The organism is Brevundimonas sp. KH_058 (assembly GCF_057838505.1).
Window position 1 is genome coordinate 3,070,245 of sequence record NZ_CM174469.1, and the last position, 24,642, is coordinate 3,094,886.

Genomic DNA, 24,642 nt, shown 5'->3' on the forward strand with positions numbered 1-24,642 from the left:
CACAAGGAAATGCCGAGGAGACATGTGGATGGAAGATCGTTCGTCTTCCCTCTTCGCTTCTGGCGTTTATCCAAAACCGATATACGTCTCAGATTCTTGTATCTACACACCTCCCTGACCACCCGAGCGCCTTGCTGCTTTGCAACAGCGGCTTCGCCCAGAACGCAACAGCTATCTCTCTTAAATTGTGATATTGCTATATCTATTCAGGCCCCTACACCGGCAACAGCTCCCGGACCTGTTCAGTCTCCGAAGAGGGCGCATGTTCCAGACTGTGCAGCCGGATCACACAGCGCCGGGGCTTAGCGCGGGCTACCCCACCAATTTCAAGGGGCTTGGTGCAAATCAGCCCATCCCAGCTTCGGCAGCCAGTTTTAGTAGCTCGGCCAGGCTCTTTACGCTGAGCGTATCCATCAACTGGGCACGATAGGTTTCGACGGTGCGCGGGCTGAGATTCAGGTCTCTGGCGATCGACTTGTTCGAGCCGCCTGTCATGAGGCCCTTCAGCACATCGCGTTGGCGATGTCCCAAAGCGTCGAACCGTCGCCGCGCCTCCACGAGGGGCGCCTGTTTTGATGCGTAGGCAGGGTCTGGCGACGACGCCAAAGCCGCCGACATGATCGCTGTGGGCGAAGCTCCGAAATCCAGAACATTGGCCGCGCCGAGCCGCGTCAACTTCACGGCGTCGCCCAACTGCGTCGAAGGCCCGCCAATGACAAGCCACGGCAGGCGATCTTTTGTCAGCTTCAGAATGGCGGCGCTCTGCGTCGAATCCGCAATCATCGCTGCGTCCGCAATCACGACTACGCCTGGCATCAAGGCGTCCGCCGCCTCGGCGAACTGAGCCACGTCGGTGAAGCCTCGGACCTTCACCTGCCCCCGCGCCGCCTCCTGCATCAGGCCGGCACTGGCTTGGTACGCAAAGCCGACAAGATAGATGTGCGGGTCGAAACGATGCGTCACATCGACGATAAAGCCGCCCAGCCGGCGTATAACGCCATCGAATCCAACGATCGGAAACCCGGCGGCGTGGAACCACCGCAATGCGCCGTCGAGGGTTTGAACGCGGAAATTCCCATGCAGGGTTTCCCCTGACGCCAGCCGATCGAAAGCGCGCGACATCTGCAGTCGATCTTCGATGTAAAGCGTCGACACCCAGTCTTCCCAAGGCGTCGGTTCGGTCGATAACTCCAAAGCCCATGAAGACCGGAAATCGGGATTTAGGCTGACCACCTTCTTGGTGACTACATCGGCCGTCCAGATCAGGGTGGCTTCGGCGCTGGTGACCTCAAAAATCTCCTCATGGCCTCGACCGTCGGTATTGCGACGCCAGTCGTCGATATCGACGGCTGATCCGCACCACCCCGCCAGATCGCCATCATCCGCACGCCAGATGGGCTGAGAGCGCACAAGAGACCAGCGATATTCGCCATCTCCGCCAACCAGGCGGACCTGGGCCTCGAATGTGTGGCGTGCCGCGAGCGCGTCTTCTTTCAACTCTTTGGCTGTGGCCCGGTCGTCGGGATGAATCTGCTCCTGAAATCGAACACCCTCAATGTGGGTCAGACGCCAATGATCTCGCAGCTTCTGGTTCGCCCAAAGCAGCCGACCGTCGGGTTCGCAGCGCCACAACAGCGTGGGAGCCAGATCCGTGACTGCACGCAGGGCGTCTTCCCTGGCTTCTAGCGCTTCCTCCGCGAGACGGCTTCGCGTGGTTTCGTGGACTACGCCCAGGACGCCTCCAACCTCGCCCTCGCTATCCCTCAGCGGTGAATAGGAGAAGGACCACCATGTGTCGGCAAGGACGTTGTTGCGAAGAAGCGGTAGGTGAAAATCCTCGAAATAGGTCGCCTCCCCTCGCATCGCCTGGTGCAGCAGCGGTTCGAGCAGGGAAAGCGTTTCCGGAAACGCGTTTCGGAAAGGCCGCCCGATCAGGGGCCGCGCATCGGCAAGCGCATATTCGAAGGCGTCATTGTGGAAAATATGATGGTCGGTCCCCCACGTTAGAAACATCGGAAAACGAGAACTCAATATGGCGTCGATTGCCGCCGTCAAAGCGGGATCCCATGACCACAGCGCTCCCAGTGGCGTTTCTTGCCACGGCAGTTTTCGGATGATGTCAGCGCATGGGCCGGTCGATCGAATCTCGCGCGCAGGCCGTTCGGACGGCCAAGAACCGGGATCCATTGTATAACCGGCCTTCTGCATCTCGCCTCCGGGTGGATTGAGATTCATTCATCAGAGACGCGGTCGTTCCCTTCCGCCCCTGTCACGCCTAGCTGTCCACTATCAAAAATCACTGTTCCATAACATGCGTTGTAATAATGCACGTTATGCGCGAGCTTTCAGCACGCTAACGATCAGCTATCGAGAAAGTGAAGATATCTTGGGTTGAAATCGGCAATCTCACGGAGGTTTTCCCATGACTCGAACGTGATGTTGCGCTTGTTGCGAACCAGCAACCCCTCGCTCTCCAAAATTTTCAGCATCCGACTGACGTGGACAGAGGTGAGACCCAGGGCGTCGGCGAGTTGCTCCTGAGTGATCGGCAAGGCGTAACCGGGACCGGACGCCAGCCCTCGCATCCGCATTCTGAACGCGAATTCGCACAGAAGATGCGCCAGCCGACTTCGCGCATCGCGGCGCCCGACATTCAGCACCCACTCGCGAAACACCGAGGCCTCGACCAGGGTGGCGAGACTGACGGCGCGAGCGACACCGGAATGGTGACTGACGACATCCTGCAGCTCGCGCATCGGGATGAACACCACCTCGCCCCGCGTCATCATCTGCACGCTGTGATCCGCAATGCCCAGAAACAGATGCTGAAGGTCCAGCGCATCGCCTGGAATATTCAGGGACACGATCTGACGCTGACCGCCGGATGTCTGCTTCTGGCGATAGGCGAGCCCGGACTTCAAGACGCAACAGAAGTTCGGCGTATCGCCTTCCCTGACAATGTAGCTGGACGGTTCGAGCTTGCGCACCTTCGCCGGCAACGACAGGAGTGCATTAAGATCGTCTTCTGAAAGACTTCCCTGCTTTTGGAACGCCTGCACCATAAGCAAAAGGGGATTGTCTGGACGATGGTCCATTTTGGCCTCCGCAACAGGGCGGGAGCACAAAGAACTCTCTGTCGCCAAAGCCCGAATAGCCGGTCAGCGATCCGTCACAATAACATAGGCCAGATCATAAAACTTAACATGGATTGGGTTGAGTGCAGCAACGCTTGAAATCACAGGTTTAGCCGCGACGTGCCCGCGGTCAATCTTCCGTCTCAAAACTGTGGGTTGATGCCGAACTCGTCAGAACGAGCCGCTTCGGGCAGAAGCGTTCGCTCGAAAATCAATGTTCAAAACTGAATCTCTCGTCGCATGGGCCACGTTCGGCATATTGAGGCGAATAATGAGATTTCCGCGCCCGGATCACCGTGTGAAGCACGTCCGCGAGATCAAGCGTCTGCGCGCAGGACAGCAGCGCGGTCGCCCTTAGCAACTCTCCCCTGAGCGCAAGAAAGGCCTCTTCCGGCATCTCCGTTCTCGTCGTGTCGCGTCTGCCCATACTGCCTCCGAACAACGGCATGGCCGTCTTGAGGGAACCGGGGAGACGATGGCTCGCCTTCCCGAAGACGACGCTTTCCACGGGGGAGTGGATGGAGACGACGCCTCATCATGAGTTTCGTCCCTTCAGACGATGGCGTCATGCGGGCCGCTACTCAGTACCAATCCTTGCTCCACCCCAGGTTCTACGTGGGGCTCAGGTCAGACGCGCCTTGATCAGCGGCTTCAGCAGGTAGTTGAGGACCGTCCTCTGTCCCGACTGCACATCCACTTCCGCCACCATGCCGGGCCGGATGGGCAGCTTCTGGCCGTTGCGTTGCAGATAGGCGCGGTCGGTCCGCACCAGGATGCTGTAATAGGAGACCTTGCCGCGCGGGGTGTCCTCTTCCAGCGTATCCTCGCTGATCTGCTCGACCACGGCGGGAAGGTCACCATAGACGGTGTAGTCATAGGCCGTGATCTTCACCCGCGCCGGCATGCCCGGCCTGATGAAGGCGACATCGCGCGGCAGGACGCGCGCCTCGACAAGCAACTGATCGTCGATGGGCGTCAGCTTCATGATCGCCTCGCCGGGCTGAAGAACCCCGCCGCGCGTCGTCACCAGTATGTCGTTGACCCGTGCACGAACCGGCGCGACCAGCCGGGTCCGATCCAGCTGATCGCGTCGCTGATTGAAGATCTGCGATTGGGCGGCCAGCTCAGCTTTCTTCGCGGCCAGCTCGGCATAGGCTTCCTGCATATAGGTGTTTCGCACCTCGGTCTGGCGACCGGTCAGGCCCGCGATATCCTTGCCCAACCGCAGAGCCTCGACTTCGCTCACGACGCCTCGCGCCGCCAGCGGCTCAACCATTTCCAGCTGACGACGCGAATAGGCCGTCTCCTGCACCAGGGCCTGCAGCGTGGCGTTCAGGTTCTGCCTGCGCGCCCTGAACAACGCCTGCTCGGACGCGATCACCGGATCGTTGTGTGAAATGCTGGCGGGAAAGTCGATCGTCGATGCGCCCAGCACCTCGGCCTCCAGCCGTGCGATCGCTGCACTGAGGGCCGTAACCTGGGCGCCCGACTCCAGTGTCGAGGATTCGAATCGCTTGCTGTCCAGTTGCGCCAGCGGCTGGCCTGCCTCGACGATCTGCCCCTCCCTGACCAGCAGGTCCTGCAGGATCCCGCCTTCAAGGCTCTGGATCACCTGAACGCGGCTGCTGGGCACCACCCGCCCCTCGCCTCTCGCCACCTCATCGACAGTCGCCCAAGAAGCCCACAGGCCGAAGACCGCGACCAAGGCGACGCAGACCCATAGCACAGGCCGCGCGGCGGGATGGGCCTCACCGTCGCGCCCTTCCGCCAGGGCCCGCCTCAGCCGCCGTTCGACCCGAAGAGAATCAGCCATGGATCTTCCTCACGCTCGGATTTTCGGCCGAGATCGGCATCGGCGTATTGGGACCGTCGCCCGCCAGCCGTCCGCCGGACAGCGCCAGAACCCGGTTCGCCAGCGACAGAACGGCGCGCCGATGCGTCGCCACCACGACAGTGCGTCCCTTGGACCAGTCGTTCAGGAAATCGACCACCCGCCGCTCGTTAGTCTGGTCATAGGCCGCCGTGGGCTCGTCCATCAGCACGATCCGAGGATCCTGGAGCAGCAGCCGCGCCAGGGCGATGGCCTGTCTTTGTCCGCCGGATACCGTCTGAGGGCCGATGATCGGCAGATCCAATCCGCGCGGATGCGCTCGCACGAAGGCGCCCAGGCCAACGGCATCCAGCGCCTCCAGAAGTTCGGCGTCCGCATGCCGCGCTCCGTCCAGCGCCAGGTTGTCGCGAAGCGTGCCGTGAAACAGCGCCGAATCCTGGGGCAGATAGCCGATGGCCTTGCGCCGGTCCGACGGTTCGATCTGCGACAGGCTGACATCGTCCAGCAATATCTGTCCAGCAGTAGGGTCTCCGATGCCCGACAGGATGCGCAACAGGGTGGACTTGCCCGCCCCGTTGCCGCCGATGATGGCGATACGGTCCCCGGCGGCGATCGTCAGCGCAGGCAGGTTCAGGATCGGCGCCGCATCCGGCGCTGGCCGCACTTCGATCCCTTGCAGAACGAAGGCCCCGCGAATGTCTGGGCGACGGGTGAACTGTCGGTCCGTCGGCCGCTCGACCGGCGCGCTCATCAACTGATCCAGCCCTTCGAGCGCGATCTTGATATGCTGCCAGCGTGCGAGGATTCCGGTGAACTGCGCCGTCGGAGAAATGGCGCGCGACACCAACAGCGAACAGGCTACCAGCGCGCCCATGGTCATATGGCCGGCGGCGATCTGATAGACGCCGATCACCACGGCCCCGACATAGGCCAGTTGCTGGGCCGCCGCCGCCGAATAGCTGAGGGTGGTGGAGATCGACCGCGTCTTGGCCCCGGATTCAGCCAGTTGCGCCGACAGCATGTCCCATAGACGCAGGTTGCGCCCTTCCGCTCGCGTCGCCTTGACCGCCTCCAGATTGTCGACGGTTTCCAGCAACAGTCCCTGTTTCACCGCCCCTTCGCGGAGATTGGCGCGCGACAGCTCCCCCAGCTTCTTCTGCAACAGCCAGGCCGGGATCAGCATCAGCAGAACGGCTGCCGCCGGCGCCAGCGCGACCGGGCCGCCCAACAGGGCGATCACCCCGATGAAGGCCAGGATGAAGGGCGCATCGCTAATGGCGGCGACCGTCGAGGCGGTGAAGAACTCCCGGATTGATTCAAACTCTCGCACCTGACTGCTGAAGGCGCCGGTCGATCCCGGCTTGGCCGACAGCCGGATCGCCATCACCTGTTCGAACAGGCGCGACGACAGCTTCAGATCCAGCCGCTTGCCCGTAACGTCCAGCAGGTGCGCGCGCAGCAGCCGCAGTAACAGCTCCGCCACCACCGCCAGCGTCACGCCGCTGGCCAGCACCCAAAGGGTGTTGAAATTGGAGGTCGGGACCACACGGTCATAGACCTGCATCGCGAACAGCGAGGTCGCGATGGCCAGGAAGTTGGCGAAGGCCGCCGACACCGCCACCTCCACAAAAGCGGGCCAGCTTTCCGTCACCGCCCCACGCAGCCAATGACGCGGCGTCTGTTTGGCGTAGGCGCCCGCACGGTCGTCGCCCTCGTAGACCGGCCTTGCGAAGACGATCAGGCCGTTATGCGCCTGGCGCAATAGGTCCAGCCTGACCCGCTCCTGCCCGCCGCCTGTCTCCGGCAGCAACACCACCGCCTCGTCGCCCTCGCGCGAGATCAGGACGCGGGTTTCGCCGTCAACCATCAGTAGCAACGCGGGCAAAAGCCCTTGCGGCGCCTCGTCGACCGACACGGCGACTGCTCGCGCCGACAGGCCTGCGCGACGCATGGCCTTGCGGATATGCTCGATCGGCAGACGGCCGTCCTCCAGCGGCAGGCCGTCGCCGATCTGGGCCGCAGACGCCGGACGCCCCAGTTCGAAGGCCAGCAGACTTAGCCCCTCACGCAACGGATCGGATCGCTGCTCGGCCTGCATCATCAGAAGATCTCCGTCGGCTGCTGCATCTCGTCACCGGACAGGGCGGGCGTCAGCAGGCCCAGCTGGGCGGCGGCGCGGTACTGAAGCCGCAGTCTGTCGATGGTCAGTTCGATCACCTGGCGCTCGGCCTCGAAATGTTCGCCTTCCATGATGACGAGATCCTGGATGTCGCGGCGGCCGACCAGAAACTGCTCGCGATAGACCTCGCGCACCGCTTCCGACTGAGCGGCCTGATCCGACAGGGCTGTGATCCGTCCATCAAGCGCGCCATCCTGTGCCGCCAGGGATTCCACCGTGCGCTTCAGATCGCGTGCGACGCTTTCGGCTTCCAGGGCGATGGCGGCCCGGCGCTGTTCTTCCAATGCGGGCCGCTGCAGCGCGGACAGGCCCTGTTGGGTATTGAACCGCAGCCGCAGGCCCACTGCGCTGTCGTCCACCATTCGACCGCCGATCTCCCGACGCTGAAGCGATCCTTCCACCGCCAGCCGGGGAAACCGCGACGCCTTGGCCTCGCGCACTACTGCGTCCGCCGCCTGGACGGCCAGCCTGGCGCGGCGATAGATCGGCGCGGTCACGATGGCCGCATCCAGCCCGTCGTCCTTGCGCAGGGCCTCTAGAAACTCCGGTGGGTCTGGCAAACGCAGTCCGTCCGATGGTTCGCCAACCAGCAGGGCGTAGTGACTGGTCGCATCCGCCAGCTCGCCCATCAGCCGCGCCTTCATGCCCGTCGTGGTGGCGACGGCCAGGGCGACACGGCCGGTTTCGGCCTGGTCGGAGTAGCGTCCCTCGACCCGCGTCTGAGCCATCGAAGACAGGGCCTCCAGCCGTTGTAGATAGCTGTCCACGAGAGAAAGCTGCGCCCTGCGGCTGGCGACATCCAGATAGACCTCGACGATCTCCAGCGCGACATCGTCTCGAACGACCTGAAGGTTGGCCTGCTGTCGCGCCAACTGAGCCCGTTTCTGATCCACCTGACTGTTGGTCTGACCCCAGTCGAAGACCGTCTGCGACAGGTTGACGTCATAGCCCAGGCCGGGCGCCGCAGGTCCCGCCGACACGCCCACGGCGGGCAGATAGGCGTTGCGCGTCATCGCCACTTCGGTCGTCGCCATGGCGACCTCGGCCTCCGCCGCCCGCACTTGCGGATGTCGAAGCACCCCCTGCAAAACCGCCTGGTCCAGAGACGCGCCGGCCCAGGCCGATGTCGCGACCCAGCACAGTCCTGCGATCGCTCCGGCGACCAGGGGCCGCCGGAGCCGCTCCCCCCGTACCCTCATGCGTGGACCGTACCGGCCTCCTCGTCGAAGATCGGCGCCGGCGCGATGGCGCCGATGTCGATGTAGCTCGCGGTATCCGGCGCCCCCGAAAAGGCCGAGCCGGCGACATTCAGGGCGTCGGCCTGTCCACCGGGAATGTTGAGCTCGTGGTGATCTTCGACAAAGGCCGCGATCATGGCTTGAGTGATCGTCAGGTCGATCCCGTCGTCGATCAGTATGACCTCTGCCCTTTCGCCACCGCTGTCCCAATGCCCTTCCGGCCTGCCGAACGTCTGGATCTCCTGGGGCGCCGCCACCAGGTCGTCACTGGTCCATCCGGCTGTCGCGTGATGATCCAAGATCGAAACCTGATCCGCATCAGTCGCTTCCGCCGAAACGCTTGCGTTCAGCAGAGTGGCGCTGCCGTTTTCGTCCAGGCTGTTCAGCAGGTTCACGTCCACGACAGACCCGACCACCACCGAACTGCTCAGGCCTTGGGCGTCCTCGGCGGTGATGGTCAGCGCGTTCAGAAGTCCTGCGCTAAGCAACGTGCTGCTCAGCAAGGCCCCGGAGGTGTCGGTCAAATGGACGGTGGCCAGGAACTGGTTCACCTCGGCATTGTCCAGCACGCCGCCGTCCAGCGCTGTGACGCTGATCCGCGCCGTCGGGGCGACGATGCCGAGCAGACCGGCAGACTCCGTCACCTGAACCTGATAACCGAACGACGCCGCCAGCGCCGCCGAATAGCCGAAGCTCAACGGCGACAAGTTCAACGCGACCAGCGGCGAATATTCGACCTCGACCCGGCTCAGATTGCCATTGGCGTCCGCCGCCAACAGATCCTGCTGTCCCAGGTTCAGGCCCAGAACGCCCAGGCCGAGAACGCCCAGCAGGGCCTCGGCCTGCGCTTCCACCACAGGCGCGACATTGGCCGGATTGGCCGGCGCCGGCTGTACGCCCGAGCTATCGATGGTCAGCGAGGTCGCGCCGTTGTCACCATCGCCATCGACCGCCACCCCGCCGATCGTCAGGACATCGGATGTCGGGGCCGGCGCGGTCAGTTGATCGACCACCAGTTTACCCCGCTCCAGCAGATCGGTCAGGATCGCCTGATCCGAACCGAACCCAGCAGTCAGATCGACGCCCCTCAACAGGATCGTCTGGTTGGCCACGCCGGCCGTCGCAGACCCGAATCCACCCACGAAGCCGCCCGTCGTGCTGATCTGGATCAGGGTGTCGGCGCCGACCTTCTGGAAATGGATGAAGTTGGTCAGGTTGCCGGGATTGGTCCCGATCCGTCCTTCGCCCTGCAGCAGTCCTGCCAGATCCAGGACGTCGCCGCCGAGCGTGAGGCTAGACGCACCGAAGTCCGTGATGATGTCCGCCGCTATCCCGGCGCCCGTCACTTCGTCGCCGCGCTCCCACCGGAACAGGTCCTGACCTGTTCCGCCGCTCAAGGTATCGTTGCCTCGCCCTCCGATAAGAAGGTCGTTACCGGATCCGCCATTCAGCGTGTCGGCGCCCTGCCCGCCGCGCAACAGATCGTTGCCCAGCCCGCCATTCAGCGTATCGTCCCCGTCAAAGCCGTAGAGACGGTTGTCCAGCGCCGCCCCCGTCCCGACATCGGATGCCGTGATCGTATTGGCGCCGGCCGTACCGTTCAGTATCTGGCTTGGCGCAGCGCTGCCCAGCAATCCGGCCAGCACCCCTAGGTCGGCCAGATTGGTTTCCACCTCCTGCACCACCGTCTGATTGGCATCGGTCGCCGTAATGCTGAGCGATTGACCGATGCTCAGGCTCAGAAGGTTCGACAGCCCTCCATCGAACGTGATCGACCCAAGGAACTCGTTGAGTTTCAGATTGTCGATCTCACCGCCGCCGATCGCCTTGATGGTCAGCTGCGACGAGGATGAGATGAAGTTGGTATTCGCCGGCGTCACCTCCAGGCCCAGTTCCGTCGCCAGCGCAGTCGAGAAACCGAAGAACCGCGCGCCAATGCTCACAGCAGCGGAGTAGCGCACCACGACTTCGGTGATGTTGTTGTTGGCATCCGAAGCGGCGAAGAACTGCTGCTCTCCTAGCTGGATCAGACCCAAGGCATCCGCGCTGACCAGTCCCAACAATCCTTCCCCGCCCCCCAAGGCCACTTCTGGAGCGGCAGCAGTCGCTGGCCCGGACGACACGCCGGTCACCTCCACGCGATAGGCGCCGGTAGCGAAGTCCAGAGTGATGGCCTCGCCGCGCAGGGTGGTCGCCGACAAGACGCCGTCATTCACGGAATAGGCGCTGATCGTGGTCGACGAACCGCCCACCGAAATCGTGTCCGTGGCGGCATTGTAGGTGAAGACGCGCCCGTCGATGGTGACGGAAGCCAGGCTTCCACCGTCCGCGCCGAAGCTCTGGACCAGGCTGCCGACGATGATCCCCGGTTGGCCGGGCGTCAGCGACACCGGAGCCGCCATCTGCGGGGCGCCGTCGACGATGGTCAGGGCGATGGTTCCTGTCGCAGAGCCTGTGCTGTCTGTGACGACGACTCCGATAGGCAACTGGATCGTATTGGCGCCGCCGCCGGCCGGATGGTCCACACCGTCCAGAAGAGTGACGCTGTAACCGCCGGAGGCGTTCACGGTAGCGCGAACGACCTCGCGCCCTGCCGCCGAACCGACCAGCGCGCCCGAGGGTTCAGTTATCCAGGTGACCGCCACACCTCTTGATGTCAGGGGTTGGGTCGGCGCTTGAAGCGCGATGGTCGCGCTTCCCGTTTCACCATTGATGGCGATGACGCCCGTGGCGGCAAGACCTAGAGCCGTCTCAGCGACCGAGGCCGTAACGCCGCTGACGGACAGGGCGATCGCATCGACGTTGAAGACCACGGCAGACGACGGCGCCGACACATTGCCGGCGGCGTCGCGGATCACGGCAACAGCGCTGTATGCGCCGTCCGCCAGGCCCGAGCCCAGGGAAAGATCGACACGTCCGGCCGTCACCTGCGCGGCGCTCAAAACGGCGCTGAACGTCTGTGCGACCCCGCCGACAGTGAGGGTCAGGGTGACCGTGTCCCCGGCCTGGGCCGATGGCGTAAGAGCGACGTTGGCGACGACGCCGGCCGCCAGTTCGACCGGATTGATCAGACCATCCGCCGCCGCCGAGATCGTCAGCACAGGCGCATCCGTTCCCGTCGCGCCTCCGGGGCTGACAAGATCGGCGACATAGCCGCGCGTGGCCGTTATGGAGCCGATATTGCCGGCGGCGTCGCTGGCCTGGACCGTAGCCTGGACCGCGCCGCCCGTCAGCGCCGACCCCGGCAAGGCGGCCGTCCAGCGGCCATCCTCCCCTACCGTTGTGGACACTGAGGCTGCGCCCGCCGTCACCGTCACGACATCCCCGGCGCGGAACTCGCCGGAAACCTGACCGGTGACCGAGACCGGCGACTGCGACTCGGCGAGGTTGACGATGTCGTCACCCGCGATGACGCCGATCAAAACGCTGGTCGTCGTCGCGTCGGGCGGCGTCAGATCGATCGCAGGGATTTGGGTGCTGCCAGACACATTTCCAGCCGGATCCACAGCCCTGACCTGACCGGAGAATCCGCTGGAAACGGCGCCCCCGGGGAAGGCCGACGCCGGTATCGACCACTGTCCGTTCACACCAACCTGGGCGGTGATCGGCTGACCTGATGCGCCAACGACAGGATTACCCGCGCCGTCCAACAGCTGGATCGTCGCGCCGCCTTCGCCCGCGCCCGCCAGACCTGCGGCCCCAGCGGCCGAGATCGAGGGCGCCGACGGAGCCAGCGTATCCACACCGACGCCGTGTTGCTGGCTGACGGTCGCCGTATTGCCTGCGGCATCGGTGGTCGTCACGGCGACGGTCAGGCCGGCCGATGCCGCGAGATTGGCTCCCGGGAAGCTGACGCTCCAAGTCCCGCCAATACCGAGAACAGCGCTCTGCGTGGAGCCGTCCGCCAAGGTCACCAGAACCGCGTCGCCCACACGGTATTCGCCGGCCACCACACCCGTCACCGCCACTGCGCCTTGGGCCGATTCCGCGATATTGATGACGTTGTCCGCGGTCACGGCATTGACGGTGATGATTAGGTTGACGGCGCCATCGATTGGACCGATCGGTGTGGCGGCCGTATTGCCCGCCGCGTCGGTCGCTTGAACCGAACCCGTAAAGCCGTTCAGCGACGCATTGACCGACGAAGCGGGGATCGACCAGGCGCCGGACGCATCCGCCGTCGTCGTCGCGACTGGAATGCCGCCAGGTGACCGAACGACGATGGTCGCCCCACCCTCTGCGGTCCCCGAAAGGCCTTGGCCGTTCGCGATCAGGATCACCGGCGCCGGCGTCGTCAGATCGACGACATAGGCCTGAACATCTGTCACCGTAGTCGTATTGCCCGCCGTATCGCGAACGGTCGCCGAGGCGGTCACGCTGCTGGCGGCGGCCAACTCCGCGCCGGAGAACACCACGGACCAGACGCCGCCGGCGCCGATGGTCGCGGTCTGGAACACGCCGGTGGACAGTTGCACCCGAACCGTGTCGCCGGGCGCCAACTCACCCAGGGCCGCCCCGCGCACAGTCACGCCGCCTTGAGCCGCTTCGGCCCCGTTCAGAACATTGTCCGCCGTCACGGCGTCGATCGACAGGGTCAGGTTGACCGTCCCATCGATCGGTCCGACCGGCGTCGCCGCCGTATTGCCCGCCGGGTCGGTTGCGGAGACCGATCCGGTGAAACCGTTCAATCCGCCGGACACGGCGCTGCTGGGGATCGACCAGTTTCCGTCGGCCGAGACCACGACCGTCACCGCGACGCCGCCGCTCAGCACAGGGCTTCCGGCGGCATTCAACAAGGTCAGGGTCGCCCCACCTTCCGCAGTGCCTGTCAGGACCGATCCATTCGCGGCGACGATCACCGGCGGCGGCGTGACGCCGTCCACCGGTCCGACCGCGCCGGCCGCGCTGTTGCCCGCCTGGTCGGTGGCCTGAACGGAGCCAGTAAAGCCATTCAGCCCGCCCGGCACGCTGGCGGCCGGGATCGTCCACGCCCCCGAACCGTTCGCCACCACGGTGATCGGCGCGCCCGCCGTATCCAGCACAGGCGCGCCATTGGCGCCCAAGAGGACGATGGTCGCACCCGCCTCGGCCGTTCCTTCCAGGCCCACGCCATTTGCCTGGGTCAGGGTCGGTTGCTGCGTGATCCCGTCCACGGGTCCAACGGGTGAAGCCGCACTGTTTCCAGCCGGATCGGTCGCGCTGACGGAACCGATGAAGCCGTTCAACCCGCCCGGCACGCTCGCGCCCGGCAGGGTCCAGGCGCCGTTGGCGTCGGCAACCACCCTGATGACGACACCCGCGCTGTTGGTCACGGGAGCGCCGCCCGCATCCAGCAGGGTGATCGTTGCGCCCGCTTCCGCCGTGCCCCGGATGCCGGCTCCATTGGCTCCGACGATGATCGGAGCGGACGGCGGCGTGATATCCACGCCGTAAGGCTGGGCGTCCGTGACCGAGATCGGATTGCCCGATGTGTCGGCGGCGACGACCGACACGGTGACAGAGGTCGAGGCCGCCAGCTCTGCGCCTGTAAAGGCAGTCGTCCATATGCCATTGGCGTCCAGGGTCGCGATCCGGCTGGCGCCGTTCGACAGGGTAACCGTGACCACGGCGCCCGTCGTGAAGTCGCCGAAGACCGAGCCCGTCACCGCGACCGTCGCAGCATTCGCCTCGGCCAGGTTGATCAGATTGTCGCCGGTGACAGAATCGATATTGATCGAAAGGGTCACCGACCCATCGATCGGGCCGACGTCCGCCTGGGCGGTATTGCCCGCGGGATCCGTCGCTCGAACGGCCCCTTCGAATCCGTTCAACCCGCCGGGCACCGTAGACGCCGGAATGGTCCATACGCCATTGGCGGCCACGACCGCCGTCACGGGAAGCCCGCCGGGGCCTTGAACGGCTGTGCCGTCATCGTTCAGCAAGACGATCGTCGCGCCGGCCTCGCCCGTGCCTTGAATACCCAGTCCGTTTGCGCCCGTGATGACCGGGACGGGGGTCGATCCGTCGATCGGCCCGAGGGTGGTCGACGCCGTGTTTCCCGCCGGATCTGTCGCCCGAACCGAGCCCTGAAAGCCGTCTAGCCCGCCAGGAACCGCCGCCCCCGGAACGGTCCACGTCCCATCGGCCGCCACGACCACGGAAATCGGCGTTCCGCCCGTCGTCAGGATCGGCGCGCCATCTGCTCCCAGCAGGACGACCGTCGCGCCAGCCTCGGCGCTGCCGGACACTCCAGCGCCGTTCGCCGTCACGATGACAGGCGCGGGTGTCGTCGTATCCACCAGGAAACCCACGGCGACCGATGGTGCAGAGGCCTTGCCCGCGCCGTCGTCGATCACCGCCGTCACCGTATAGGCGCCGTCGGCAAGGGTTGCGGGTAGGACCAGAACGGCCGCCCCCCCTTCGATGTCCTGAACCGTGACGATGTGCTGCACGCTGACGCCGTCGGATCCCGTCACCGTCAAGACGATGCGGTCGCCCGTCTGGGTTCCCGGCGTCAGGATGACACGCACCTGAATGCCGTCGGACAGCTCCACGGCGTTGACGCCGTCCGCCGCCTCGCCGATCAGAACGGTCGGCGCATCGAGCCCCTGAGGACCTCCCGGCAAAACGAGGTCGGGCGCCGTCGCGGTCGCATTCGGCGAAACATTGCCCGCAGCGTCGGTCTGGGCGGCGACCACCGTTTCCTGGTTACCAAGCGGCGGCGTCAACGGCAGAGTGAAGCCCCCGCCCGCGCCCACCGTACCCGTCGCCACGACCTGACCACCGGGTCCGCGAACGGTGACGGTCGCCCCGGCCTCGCCCGAACCCGAGATCGACGTCCCGTCATCGCTGATGGTCAGACCTGACGGCGCCGCCGGTGCGGTCGTGTCGGGCGCATCCGCCGTCACGGCGGGAGAGGTGTTTCCTGCCGCATCCGCCAGGGTCACGCGAACCGTTTCGCCGTTGGTCAAAGCCGGCTGGATCGCGACCGTGAAGCTACCATCCGCCGCCACCACACCCGTGCCGATCGTGCCGCCGCCTGGCCCGGTGACCGTTACATTGGCGCCCGGCTCGCCCGTGCCGGTGACAGCCTCGCCATTGTCCGAGACATCCACCTGTCCCGGCGCCACGGGCGCGGTCAGATCCGGCGCGGCGACCGTCACCGGCGACGACGTATTTCCCGCTCCATCTGTAAGGGTCACCGAAACAGGCTCGCCATTGGTCAGAGCGGGCTGGATCGCGACCGTGAAAGTCCCGTCCGCCCCCACCACGCCCGCGCCGATGGTGTCGCCGCCCGGCCCCGTGACCGTCACCTTGGCGCCCGGCTCGCCGGTGCCGGTGACCGCACCGCCATTATCTGAGACATCCACCTGTCCCGGCGCCACGGGCGCGGTCAGATCCGGCGCGGTCGCTCCAACGTTGGGAGACACATTTCCCGCAGTATCGGTCAGGGCGACCGTCACAGGCTCGCCATTGGTCAAAGGCGTTTGCATGGTGACGGTGAAGGTCCCGTTCGCCGCAACGGTCCCTGTGCCGATCACCACGCCAGCCGCGTTGCGCACGGTTACGGTCGTCCCCGCCTCACCCGATCCGGACAATGTCGATCCGGACGCATTGAAAACCAGATTGGTGGCCGCGACCGGCGGGGTCGTGTCAGCGGGAGGCGCGGGCGGCGATACCGATCCGCCACCTCCGCCACCACCACCGCCTCCACCCGCAGCGGCGGCCAAGCCGGCCACGCCTGCCAGACCGCCCAGAAGGACGCCCGCCCCCATGCCTCCACCCGCCGCGCCTGCAGCGCTGGTATCCGTCAGACTGACGAAGGGCGACAGTTCGGGTTGAGGGGAGAACGCCAGCGTCAGCGGACCATCCGATACCGCGGTTCCCGTTTCCACAAGAACCTGCCGATCATCATCGCTTTCGAGGAAAAGCTTGCGCACCGACACGCCGTCGAAGAACCCCTCGAGACGCAGCATCTGTCCGTCGGCGGTCATCAGAACCAGATCACCGCCCTGGCGAATCAGGCTCGCAACGTCAGACGGGTGAAGATCGAGGTAGACATCCTTCGCCTGGCTAACATCCAGAACGCCCCTGGCCTCCATCACCGGCGCGGACCGAGCCTCACGAGGATCCTGCGTAAGTTTGGCGGCGATATCGAGCGGCTTGGCTGCGGCGTCTTGCATTGGCTTCCCTCTCCCATCAGGTCGAGAAACCTTCGCAATATCCGTCCGCTGGCGCGTCGGACCCATTACCGCGTGAACAGCAACGGGAAGGCTCCCAACCTCATTTGGTCAGGGCTTCTTCCAGCCGTCTTCGGTAGGAATACTGAGGATCGGTACGGCTGCCGTCGTTAATGTTCAGGAAACATTTTTTAGCGCCAAATTTGTCCAATGCAGCTATCGGAGCAATGACGATAGTACCTTTGGGAGGACATCACCGAGATCTTCAGAGGTTAATCCTGGCCCAAAACGCTCCGCCGCATCGGAATGGATCCAGACCGCCGCGCACGCCGCATCGAAACTGTCCATGCGCTGGGCCGCCAGTCCGCCGATCATCCCGGCCAGGACATCGCCGGTTCCTGCCGTCGCCAGCCAGGCCGAGCCGTTCTCGTTTCGACGGACGCGTCCGTCAGTTGACGCGATGATCGTCTGAGCGCCTTTCAGGACGATGGTTGCCTGGGTCAGGCGCGCGGCTTCGATGGCGGCGGCTTCGCGGCCTTGGGCCAGCAGGCCTGGGAACAGCCGCTCGAACTCGCCCTCGTGCGGCGTCAGGATGTCGTCGCAATCCAAGACGGCGAACAGTTCGGCGGTTCGGCCCTTGAACACCGACAGGCCGTCGGCGTCGATCACCATCACAGCGCCGCTCAATGCCAGTGCCTGGATGTTGGCGATCGTCGCGTCTTCCAGTCCTGCCGCCGGTCCGATCACGACGGCGTCGCTTCCGACGGCTTCACGACCTAAGACTTCAGGTGAAGAGAACGGCGTCAGCATGATCGCCTGGACCGCCGGCGCGATGACGGCGACGGCGTCAGGCGGGCACAGGATTCGCACAACGCCGGCGCCCATTCGCAGCCCGGCCCTTGCCGCAAGCCGCGCAGCGCCCGTCTGATGCGCCTTTCCCGACACGACGATCAAGCGGCCCCGCGTATGCTTGTGCGTTTCCGCGCCCGGCCAAGGCAGAAAATTGCGCCAGATCGCCGGGTCGTTGGTTTCTATCATCCGCGTTCCGATTATCCGTGGCTTTTCTGCGAAAATCGCTTGCTTTGAACGCCCTTGCTGTGTCCCATTTGGGCCCGAGCGCCGCTGCATTCCGTGCGCCGCTCAGGGGTCGCCATGAAGAAAATCGAAGCCATCATCAAGCCTTTCAAGCTGGATGACGTCAAAGAGGCGCTCCAGGACGTGGGCGTACAAGGCATGACTGTGCTGGAGGCCAAGGGATATGGTCGCCAGAAGGGTCATTCCGAACTGTATCGCGGCGCCGAATACGTCATCGACTTCCTGCCCAAGATCAAGATCGAGGTGGTCGTCGCCGACGACCTCGCGCCCGCCGTCGTCGAGGCCATTCAGACCTCGGCCCGCACAGGCAAGATCGGCGACGGCAAGATCTTCGTGTCCGATGTCGCCGAGGTGATCCGTATCCGCACCGGCGAGACCGGAGCCCAGGCCGTCTGAGTTCGACCACCCTCCCCGGCCCTCGGCCCCTCGGGTCGTTGACCGGTTTCCTCCCCAAACGCCAAGAAACAGGACTTCCGAGAATGAGCGCCAGCAAGATCCTCAAACAGATCAAGGATGAGGAGGTCCAGTATGTGGACGTCCGCTTCACCGACACGCGCGGCCGCCTGCAGCACGTCACCTTCGATATCGACCTGGTCGATGAGGACTTCCTGAACGAAGGCACGATGTTCGACGGCTCGTCCATTGCCGGCTGGAAGGCCATCAACGAGTCCGACATGCTGCTGAAGCCGGACCTGACCACGGCCTATATCGACCCCTTCTACCAGCAGAAGACGATGTTCCTGTTCTGCGACGTGCTGAACCCGGACACCAACGAGCCGTACAACCGCGACAGCCGCTCGATGGCCAAGAAGGCGCTGTCGTACGTGCAATCGTCGGGCGTGGGCGACGTGGTCTATTTCGGCCCGGAAGCCGAGTTCTTCATCTTCGACGACGTGCGCTGGTCGACCCAGCCGCACAACACGTCGTATTCGTATGACTCGACGGAACTGCCGGCCAACACCAACGCCGAATACACCGAAGGCAACATGGGCCACCGCCCCGGCGCCAAGGGCGGCTATTTCCCGGTCAACCCGGTCGATTCGGGCCAGGACCTGCGCGGCGAAATGCTGGGCGTCATGCGCGACCTGGGCCTTCAGCCCGAGAAGCACCACCACGAGGTGGCGCCGGCCCAGCACGAACTGGGTCTGAAGTTCTCGGACCTGCTGACCATGGCCGACCGGCTGCAGCTCTATAAGTACGTGATCCACAACGTCGCCGCCGCCTATGGCAAGTCGGCGACCTTCATGGCCAAGCCGATGTTCGCGGACAACGGCTCGGGCATGCACGTCCACATGTCGATCTGGAAGGACGGCAAGCCCCAGTTCGCCGGCGACCAGTACGCCGGCCTGTCGCAGGAATGCCTGTGGTACATTGGCGGCATCATCAAGCACGCCAAGGCCATCAACGCCTTCGCCAACTCGACCACCAACAGCTACAAGCGTCTGGTCCCCGGCTATGAAGCCCCGGTCAAGCTGGCCTATTCGGCCCGCAACCGCTCGGCCTCAATCCGTATCCCGCACGTCTCGTCGCCCAAGGCCAAGCGTCTGGAAGCCCGTTTCCCCGACCCGATGGGCAACCCCTATCTGACCTTCGTCGCCCTGCTGATGGCCGGTCTGGACGGGATCGAGAACCGCATCGATCCGGGCGCGCCCGCCGACAAGAACCTCTACGACCTGCCGCCGGAAGAGCGCGGCTCCATCCCCGAGGTCTGCGGCTCGCTGCGTGAAGCCCTCGAAAACCTCGACAAGGACCGCGCCTTCCTCAAGAAGGGCGGCGTCATGGATGACGATTTCATCGACAGCTACATCGAGCTGAAGATGGAAGAGGTCATGCGCCTGCAACTGCACCCGCACCCGGTCGAGTTCGACATGTACTATAGCTGCTGATCGTCAGATCGGCCGCGACGACAAAGGGCCGGGGAGCAATCCCCGGCCCTTTTCATGTCCGCACTATCGAAGCTGCCAAGCCGTAAGTAGTCGTCGTCTCAGGCGAGTTCAGCTTCCAGATCGTCGGCCTTCTTGCGGCGCAGCTCGATCAGCCGCACGCACCAGATCGAGACCTCGTAGAGGATGACCAGGGGCACGGCGAGCATCAGTTGGCTGATCGGATCCGGCGGCGTGACCACGGCGGCGACCACTACCACGGCGACGATGGCGTAGCGGCGGCCCGACGCCATGACCTTTGAGTTGATCAGCCCGGCCAGGCCCAACAGGGTCGTGACGACCGGCAACTGGAAGCACAGGCCAAAGGCCAGCAGCAGCGATGTCACCAGGCTGAGATAGTCGGAAATCTTGGTCGTCTGGGCCACGGAAATGCCGTCGCTGGCTACCTGCTGGCTCAACGAGAACAGCATGACGAAGGGCAGCATGACATAATAGACCAGCGCTCCGCCCAGGCAGAACATGACCGGCGCGGCGATCAGGAACGGCAGGAAGGCCCCGCGCTCGTTGCGATAAAGGCCCGGCGCGACGAAGCGATACATCTGCCAGGCCATGACCGGGAAGGTCAGGACGGCCGCGCCGAAGGCCGCGATCTTCATCTTTGTGAACAGCTGTTCCAGCGGCGCCGTGGCGATCAGTTGGACGACGGCGGCGCTGCCCGGCGGATAGGGTTTCAGCCCCGTCATCACCGCGATCAGTTCGAGAGGATTGGCGTGACCGCCCGACGCCATGGCCGCAGCGTGAACCGCCACCGCCGCCTGATAGGGTTTGATCAGGGCGATCTGGATCTGATTCGCGAAGGCGAAGCAGAGGATGAACGCCAGGAAGAAGGCCACGACACAGATCAGCAGCCGCCCACGCAGCTCGATCAGGTGATCCATCAAGGGCGCGCGCGACGCCTCGATCTCGGCCTCGTCACGATCGGGAGACGTCACAGGTCAGCGGCCTTCTTGCGCGGGGTCTTGGGTTTGGCGGCCGCAAGCATGGTCTTGGCGGCGGGTGTTGCCGCCTTGGGCTTGGCCGGTGCGCGCGGCTTGGTCGTCGAGGCCTTGGCGGTCGTCGCCGACTTCGCCTTCGCGGCCGCCCGTTTGGGTTTCGTTTCCGCGACGGGCTCAGCCGGCGTATCCGGCCATTCATCGGCGACCGGCGTCATGACCGGCGCATCCGGCTCAGGTGCAGGCAGAGCGGCCGTGGGCGTCGGCGCCTTCAGCCCGGCGTTGATGTCCTTGAAGGCGGCGTCCGCCTCGGCGCCCAGGGGATACATGGCCCCCTGCCCCGTCCGCAGCGCCTCGACCTCCTTACGCAGGTCGTCCAGCTCGGACTGACGCGCCATCTCGTCGAAGCTGGAGCGGAACTCGTTAGCCATGGCGCGCGCCTTGGCGACCATCTGACCGACGCGACGCATCAGAACAGGCAGATCCTTTGGCCCCACAACAAGCAGGGCCACCAGACCGATCACCACTAATTCGAAGCCCCCGATACCGGGGCCGAGCCCGCCCATGCGTCAGCCCTTACAGACGACGACTAGCGCTTCAGCTCTTCCTTCTCCGCCTCGGTGCGCGGCAGCGAGCTGACGCCCTCTTGCGGGCCGTCTTTCTTGTCTTCGTCCTTCAGGCCGTCCTTGAACGCGCGAATGCCCTTGGCCGCGTCGCCCATGATACCTGACAGCTTGCCCCGGCCGCCAAACAGCAGCGCGACGACGACAATGACGATGGCCCAATGCCAGATGCTCATGGAGCCCATGGCTAATCTCCTCGCGGGGACCGGTCATCCGATCCCATCCACTATTCTTCGATCCGCATATAGGCGCAGTGATGGCCCCACGCCAAGGGACGCTGTAGGTCTGCGCGACCATGAGTCTCTCCGATCACGTCATCATCCACACCGACGGCGCCTGCAAGGGCAATCCGGGCCCGGGCGGCTGGGGCGCATTGCTCCAAACCGGCGGCGGTCACGAAAAGGAATTGTGGGGCGGCGAAGCCAACACCACCAACAACCGTATGGAGCTGATGGCCGCCATCATGGCGCTTGAAGCCCTGAAACGACCCTGCAAGATCGAACTGCATACCGACAGCAAATACGTCATGCACGGAATCACGGAATGGATTCGGGGCTGGAAGGCCCGCGGCTGGCTGACGGCGGACAAGAAGCCGGTCAAGAACGCCGACCTGTGGCAGCGCCTGGACGCCGCCCGCCTGCGTCACGACGTCAAATGGCGCTGGGTAAAGGGGCATGCGGGCCACGAGTTGAACGAGCGCGCGGACCAGCTGGCGAATCGCGGCGTCGCTGACCTGCCTCGGCGCTAGGCCCAATCGACATTCAGTGATTCCCGAGCGTCCTGATGCGTGATTCATAGGTCTCCGTGTTGGCGGAGGTCTTTGATGGGTGTGAAGCGTTACGAACTCGACGATGCGCAGTGGGATCGGATAGCGCCGTTGTTGCCGGGCAAGACTTCGGATCCCGGCCGGACCGGGGCGGACAACCGACTGTTCGTGAACGGTGTGCTGTGGGTCTTGAGGTCTGGCGCGCACTGGCAGAACCTGCCCGAGCGCTATGGCAAGTGGAAGACGGCGCACAAGCGCTTCAGCCGATGGGCAGCGGCCGGGGTGTGGGAGAAGGTCTTCGCCGATCTCGTCGAAGATCGGGACAACCAGTATCTGATGCTCGACTCGACCCTGGTGCGGGCTCACCAGCAGGCGACGACCGGCCGGGGCAGCGGCTCAAAAAAGGGGGCCTCGATCCGGCTGTGGGGCGTTCCCGAGGTGGACTGACGACCAAGATCCATATGGCCTGCGACACGCTGGGACGGCCGGTCCGCTTCCTGATCGCGCCGGGGCAGAGCCACGACATTCTCGCCGTCCCGGCGCTTCTGGAGGGGTATCGACCCGCCGCCGTCCTCGCCGACCGGGCCTACGACGCCAACAGCCTGCGCGCCTATCTGGCCAGCATCGGAGCCGAGGCGGTCATCCCCTCCACCCGCTCGCGCAAGACCCCGATCCCGCACGATCCCCTGATCTACAAACTACGGAACCGCGTCGAGCGCTGCTTTAACAAGCTCAAGCACTTCCGACGCTTCGCCACACGGTTCGACAGGCTGGCGCGTCACTACCTCTCCTTCGTCCACATCGCCGCCTCCATGCTCTGGATGCGGTGAATGTCGATTCGTCCTAGACGGCTTCGACTTCTTTTTCCGGCTCGGCCGCACGACGCCGTACGCGCGATCCGCTCATGACCGCGCCGAACAGGGCCGTTACGGCCGCGATCTGAAATCCGTGGCCGACCCCGCCGATCGGCGCCGCCGACAGCAGGAAGGCGACTACGACCGCACCCAGTGACTGGCCCAACACGCGCGCCATGCCCAACGTGCCGCCCGCCGCTCCGGCCCTTTCTTTCGGCGCTTCCGAAAGCATGGCGCGGTTGTTGGGCGACTGGAAGAAGCCGAAGCCTGCGCCGCAGACCGCCATTCGCCACACGATATCGAAATGCGTCGAATCGGCATTCAGGAAACTGAGAGCCATCAGGCCGCAGGCGAAAACGCTCAGGCCAATCGCGCCCAGAACACCCGCCGAGTATCGATCCGACAGATAGCCGGCCAGAGGCGCCGCGATCATCGTCGCCAGCGGCCAGGGCGTCATCAACAGGCCCGTCTCGACCGCCGTCAGTCGCAGCGATCCCTGAAGGAAGAAAGGCAAGGCCACGAAGGCCATCATCTGCGCCGTGAAGGAAATGATGGAGGTCGCCACCGACAGGCTGAACATCGGCCGCGCCAACAGGTCCAGCGGGATCAAAGGCGACGCCCGCGACCGCTCGTGGCGAATCAGCAGCACACCCGCTGCCAATCCTGCCCCAGTCAGGCCAAACCCCAACACGGCCGCCTCGCCATGCGCCAAGGATTGCAACCCGGTGATGACCAGGCCGAACGCCGCCGCATTCAACGCCACCCCGGTCCAGTTCAGCTTGCGCTTGTGCAGCGGATTGTGCGGCAAGGTGAACCCGGCCAGCGACACGGCCAACAGCCCGATGGGTATGTTCAGCGCAAACAGCCAGCGCCAGTGCCCGACGGACAGGATGGCGCTTGCGATGGTCGGCCCGGCCGCCGCCGCCAAGGACACGATAACGGCGTTGATGCCGACAGCGCGACCCAGCAGGCTCTGTGGATAGGTGAACCGCACCAAGGCGCCGTTCACGCTCATGATGCCCGCCGCGCCAAAGCCCTGGATCACGCGAGCAAGGCTCAGCGCCTCGATGGAGTTGGCGAAGACGCAGGCGATGGACGCCAGGGTGAAGACGGCCAGCCCCGCCTGTGACACCCGTCGATAGCCGACGATCTCGCCCAGCGACGCGAGCGGCAGAAGGGCGACGACGATGGCGATCTGATAGGCGTTGACGATCCAGATCGAAGCCGCCGACGACGCCTGCAGATCCTGTGCGATGGACGGCAGGGCGACATTGGCGATGGCCCCGTCCAGGACTGCCAGGGTGATCCCCAGGCCGATGGACACGATGGCCCAATAGCGCCTAGGCGTGGGCAGACCGTCCGAAGCGGCGTTCTGGTTGGCTGTCATTCCTGACGAACGCCTCTCGGGCCGCGTCGTTTCAGACGGGGGACTGGACCGTCAATAAAGACCCGGTGATGCGCATCACCACGACGTCCTGCCCCTCCACCGGCGCCTCGCCCTCGACCTCGGCCGGCCATTCGGCGCCCGAGATGAAGACGCGGCCGCGCCCGGAAACGAATGCCTCGACCACCCGCGCCCGCTGGCCGATCAGTCGGCTGTCGCGGTCGTTGATGTCGGGACCGGCAGGGTTGGCCTTGGCGATCAGTTGACGAGACAAAAGCGTAGCGATCACCGTGAGAACGGCGAAGACGGCTACCTCACCGGGCAAACCCAGCCGCACGCCCGCAGCCGTCATCACCGCGACGACACCGGCCGAAACGGCGGGCCACAGCAGCCATTCGGTGGAGAACATCGCCTCGACCGCCAGCAGCAGAACCCCGATAGCCAGCCAGATCCAGAACGGCTGGCTGGTATAGAGATCAGCGAGCGACATCATAGGTCAGCGTC

General features: G+C 64.7%; 17 protein-coding genes. 4 read left to right on the forward strand and 13 right to left on the reverse strand.

What is annotated here, in order from left to right; all coding sequences use genetic code 11:
- Positions 1-345: 345 nt before the first annotated feature.
- From AC3ISA_RS15225 to AC3ISA_RS15260, 8 genes are all read right to left on the reverse strand, one after another.
- Positions 346-2,208 carry a PAS domain-containing protein gene (locus AC3ISA_RS15225; RefSeq protein ID WP_489178542.1) on the reverse strand — a complete coding sequence of 621 codons (1,863 nt, stop codon included), beginning with the start codon at positions 2,206-2,208 and terminating at the stop codon, positions 346-348.
- 152 nt (positions 2,209-2,360) lie between these two features.
- Entirely contained in the window at positions 2,361-3,095 is a 735-nt protein-coding gene (locus tag AC3ISA_RS15230) for a Crp/Fnr family transcriptional regulator (RefSeq protein ID WP_372693707.1), read from the reverse strand.
- A 250-nt stretch (positions 3,096-3,345) separates the two neighbouring features.
- Positions 3,346-3,642 (reverse strand): hypothetical protein, encoded by a 297-nt coding sequence (locus AC3ISA_RS15235; protein ID WP_489178543.1) that lies wholly within the window; start codon positions 3,640-3,642, stop codon positions 3,346-3,348.
- A 114-nt stretch (positions 3,643-3,756) separates the two neighbouring features.
- Positions 3,757-4,947, reverse strand: a complete 1,191-nt coding sequence (locus tag AC3ISA_RS15240; protein WP_372693709.1) for a beta-barrel domain-containing protein — start codon at positions 4,945-4,947, stop codon at positions 3,757-3,759.
- Positions 4,940-7,066 (reverse strand): type I secretion system permease/ATPase, encoded by a 2,127-nt coding sequence (locus AC3ISA_RS15245; RefSeq protein ID WP_489178544.1) that lies wholly within the window; start codon positions 7,064-7,066, stop codon positions 4,940-4,942. Before AC3ISA_RS15245 ends, AC3ISA_RS15240 begins: the two co-directional genes overlap by 8 nt.
- Positions 7,066-8,343 carry a TolC family protein gene (locus AC3ISA_RS15250; protein ID WP_489178545.1) on the reverse strand — a complete coding sequence of 426 codons (1,278 nt, stop codon included), beginning with the start codon at positions 8,341-8,343 and terminating at the stop codon, positions 7,066-7,068. Before AC3ISA_RS15250 ends, AC3ISA_RS15245 begins: the two co-directional genes overlap by 1 nt.
- Complete coding sequence (locus tag AC3ISA_RS15255) at positions 8,340-16,544, reverse strand: Ig-like domain-containing protein (RefSeq protein ID WP_489178546.1); 8,205 nt, start codon at positions 16,542-16,544, stop codon at positions 8,340-8,342. Before AC3ISA_RS15255 ends, AC3ISA_RS15250 begins: the two co-directional genes overlap by 4 nt.
- Before the next feature lie 213 nt (positions 16,545-16,757).
- Positions 16,758-17,669, reverse strand: a complete 912-nt coding sequence (locus AC3ISA_RS15260) for an NAD(P)H-hydrate dehydratase (protein WP_489178547.1) — start codon at positions 17,667-17,669, stop codon at positions 16,758-16,760.
- A gap of 24 nt (positions 17,670-17,693) precedes the next feature.
- Here AC3ISA_RS15260 and AC3ISA_RS15265 point away from each other — a divergent pair, with 24 nt between their 5' ends.
- Both AC3ISA_RS15265 and glnA read left to right on the forward strand, forming a co-directional pair.
- Positions 17,694-18,032 carry a P-II family nitrogen regulator gene (locus AC3ISA_RS15265; protein ID WP_008261682.1) on the forward strand — a complete coding sequence of 113 codons (339 nt, stop codon included), beginning with the start codon at positions 17,694-17,696 and terminating at the stop codon, positions 18,030-18,032.
- Positions 18,033-18,115: 83 nt separating this feature from the next.
- The gene (gene glnA / locus AC3ISA_RS15270) at positions 18,116-19,522 is read left to right on the forward strand and encodes a type I glutamate--ammonia ligase (protein WP_372693719.1); all 1,407 of its coding nucleotides are present in this window, start codon (positions 18,116-18,118) and stop codon (positions 19,520-19,522) included.
- 98 nt (positions 19,523-19,620) lie between these two features.
- On the opposite strand, the gene tatC is transcribed toward glnA, so the two are convergent.
- Genes tatC through AC3ISA_RS15285 form a run of 3 tightly spaced genes read right to left on the reverse strand, consistent with a single transcriptional unit; the run spans position 19,621 to position 21,319 of the window.
- Positions 19,621-20,511, reverse strand: coding sequence for a twin-arginine translocase subunit TatC (tatC, locus tag AC3ISA_RS15275; RefSeq protein ID WP_489178548.1), 891 nt, complete (start codon positions 20,509-20,511; stop codon positions 19,621-19,623).
- Complete coding sequence (tatB, locus tag AC3ISA_RS15280) at positions 20,508-21,077, reverse strand: Sec-independent protein translocase protein TatB (RefSeq protein ID WP_489178549.1); 570 nt, start codon at positions 21,075-21,077, stop codon at positions 20,508-20,510. Before tatB ends, tatC begins: the two co-directional genes overlap by 4 nt.
- A gap of 23 nt (positions 21,078-21,100) precedes the next feature.
- Positions 21,101-21,319, reverse strand: coding sequence for a twin-arginine translocase TatA/TatE family subunit (locus tag AC3ISA_RS15285; protein WP_489178550.1), 219 nt, complete (start codon positions 21,317-21,319; stop codon positions 21,101-21,103).
- A 110-nt stretch (positions 21,320-21,429) separates the two neighbouring features.
- On the opposite strand from AC3ISA_RS15285, the gene rnhA reads away from it, so the two are divergent.
- A complete protein-coding gene (gene rnhA / locus AC3ISA_RS15290) occupies positions 21,430-21,882 on the forward strand; it encodes a ribonuclease HI (protein WP_489178551.1) in 453 nt (150 codons plus the stop codon).
- Positions 21,883-21,963: 81 nt separating this feature from the next.
- A protein-coding gene (locus AC3ISA_RS15295; protein WP_489180069.1) for an IS5 family transposase occupies positions 21,964-22,730 on the forward strand; the annotation gives its coding sequence in 2 pieces (ribosomal slippage) (positions 21,964-22,315 and positions 22,315-22,730; 768 coding nt in all).
- Between the two features lie 13 nt (positions 22,731-22,743).
- Here the strand turns inward: AC3ISA_RS15295 and AC3ISA_RS15300 are convergent.
- Together AC3ISA_RS15300 and AC3ISA_RS15305 are read right to left on the reverse strand one after the other, a co-directional pair.
- Positions 22,744-24,141 carry an MFS transporter gene (locus AC3ISA_RS15300; RefSeq protein WP_489178552.1) on the reverse strand — a complete coding sequence of 466 codons (1,398 nt, stop codon included), beginning with the start codon at positions 24,139-24,141 and terminating at the stop codon, positions 22,744-22,746.
- Positions 24,142-24,172: 31 nt separating this feature from the next.
- On the reverse strand, positions 24,173-24,631 hold the full coding sequence (locus AC3ISA_RS15305) for an NfeD family protein (RefSeq protein WP_489178553.1): 459 nt from the start codon (positions 24,629-24,631) through the stop codon (positions 24,173-24,175).
- Positions 24,632-24,642 lie beyond the last annotated feature (11 nt).

Bases quoted from the DNA above. Each gene is read 5' to 3' on its own strand.
- AC3ISA_RS15225 (WP_489178542.1), bottom strand. From the start codon at position 2,208: ATGCAGAAGGCCGGTTATACAATGGATCCCGGTTCTTGGCCGTCCGAA.
- AC3ISA_RS15230 (WP_372693707.1), bottom strand. From the start codon at position 3,095: ATGGACCATCGTCCAGACAATCCCCTTTTGCTTATGGTGCAGGCGTTC.
- AC3ISA_RS15240 (WP_372693709.1), bottom strand. From the start codon at position 4,947: ATGGCTGATTCTCTTCGGGTCGAACGGCGGCTGAGGCGGGCCCTGGCG.
- AC3ISA_RS15245 (WP_489178544.1), bottom strand. From the start codon at position 7,066: ATGATGCAGGCCGAGCAGCGATCCGATCCGTTGCGTGAGGGGCTAAGT.
- AC3ISA_RS15250 (WP_489178545.1), bottom strand. From the start codon at position 8,343: ATGAGGGTACGGGGGGAGCGGCTCCGGCGGCCCCTGGTCGCCGGAGCG.
- AC3ISA_RS15255 (WP_489178546.1), bottom strand. From the start codon at position 16,544: ATGCAAGACGCCGCAGCCAAGCCGCTCGATATCGCCGCCAAACTTACG.
- AC3ISA_RS15260 (WP_489178547.1), bottom strand. From the start codon at position 17,669: ATGCAGCGGCGCTCGGGCCCAAATGGGACACAGCAAGGGCGTTCAAAG.
- AC3ISA_RS15265 (WP_008261682.1), top strand. From the start codon at position 17,694: ATGAAGAAAATCGAAGCCATCATCAAGCCTTTCAAGCTGGATGACGTC.
- glnA (WP_372693719.1), top strand. From the start codon at position 18,116: ATGAGCGCCAGCAAGATCCTCAAACAGATCAAGGATGAGGAGGTCCAG.
- tatB (WP_489178549.1), bottom strand. From the start codon at position 21,077: ATGGGCGGGCTCGGCCCCGGTATCGGGGGCTTCGAATTAGTGGTGATC.
- AC3ISA_RS15285 (WP_489178550.1), bottom strand. From the start codon at position 21,319: ATGGGCTCCATGAGCATCTGGCATTGGGCCATCGTCATTGTCGTCGTC.
- rnhA (WP_489178551.1), top strand. From the start codon at position 21,430: ATGAGTCTCTCCGATCACGTCATCATCCACACCGACGGCGCCTGCAAG.
- AC3ISA_RS15300 (WP_489178552.1), bottom strand. From the start codon at position 24,141: ATGACAGCCAACCAGAACGCCGCTTCGGACGGTCTGCCCACGCCTAGG.
- AC3ISA_RS15305 (WP_489178553.1), bottom strand. From the start codon at position 24,631: ATGATGTCGCTCGCTGATCTCTATACCAGCCAGCCGTTCTGGATCTGG.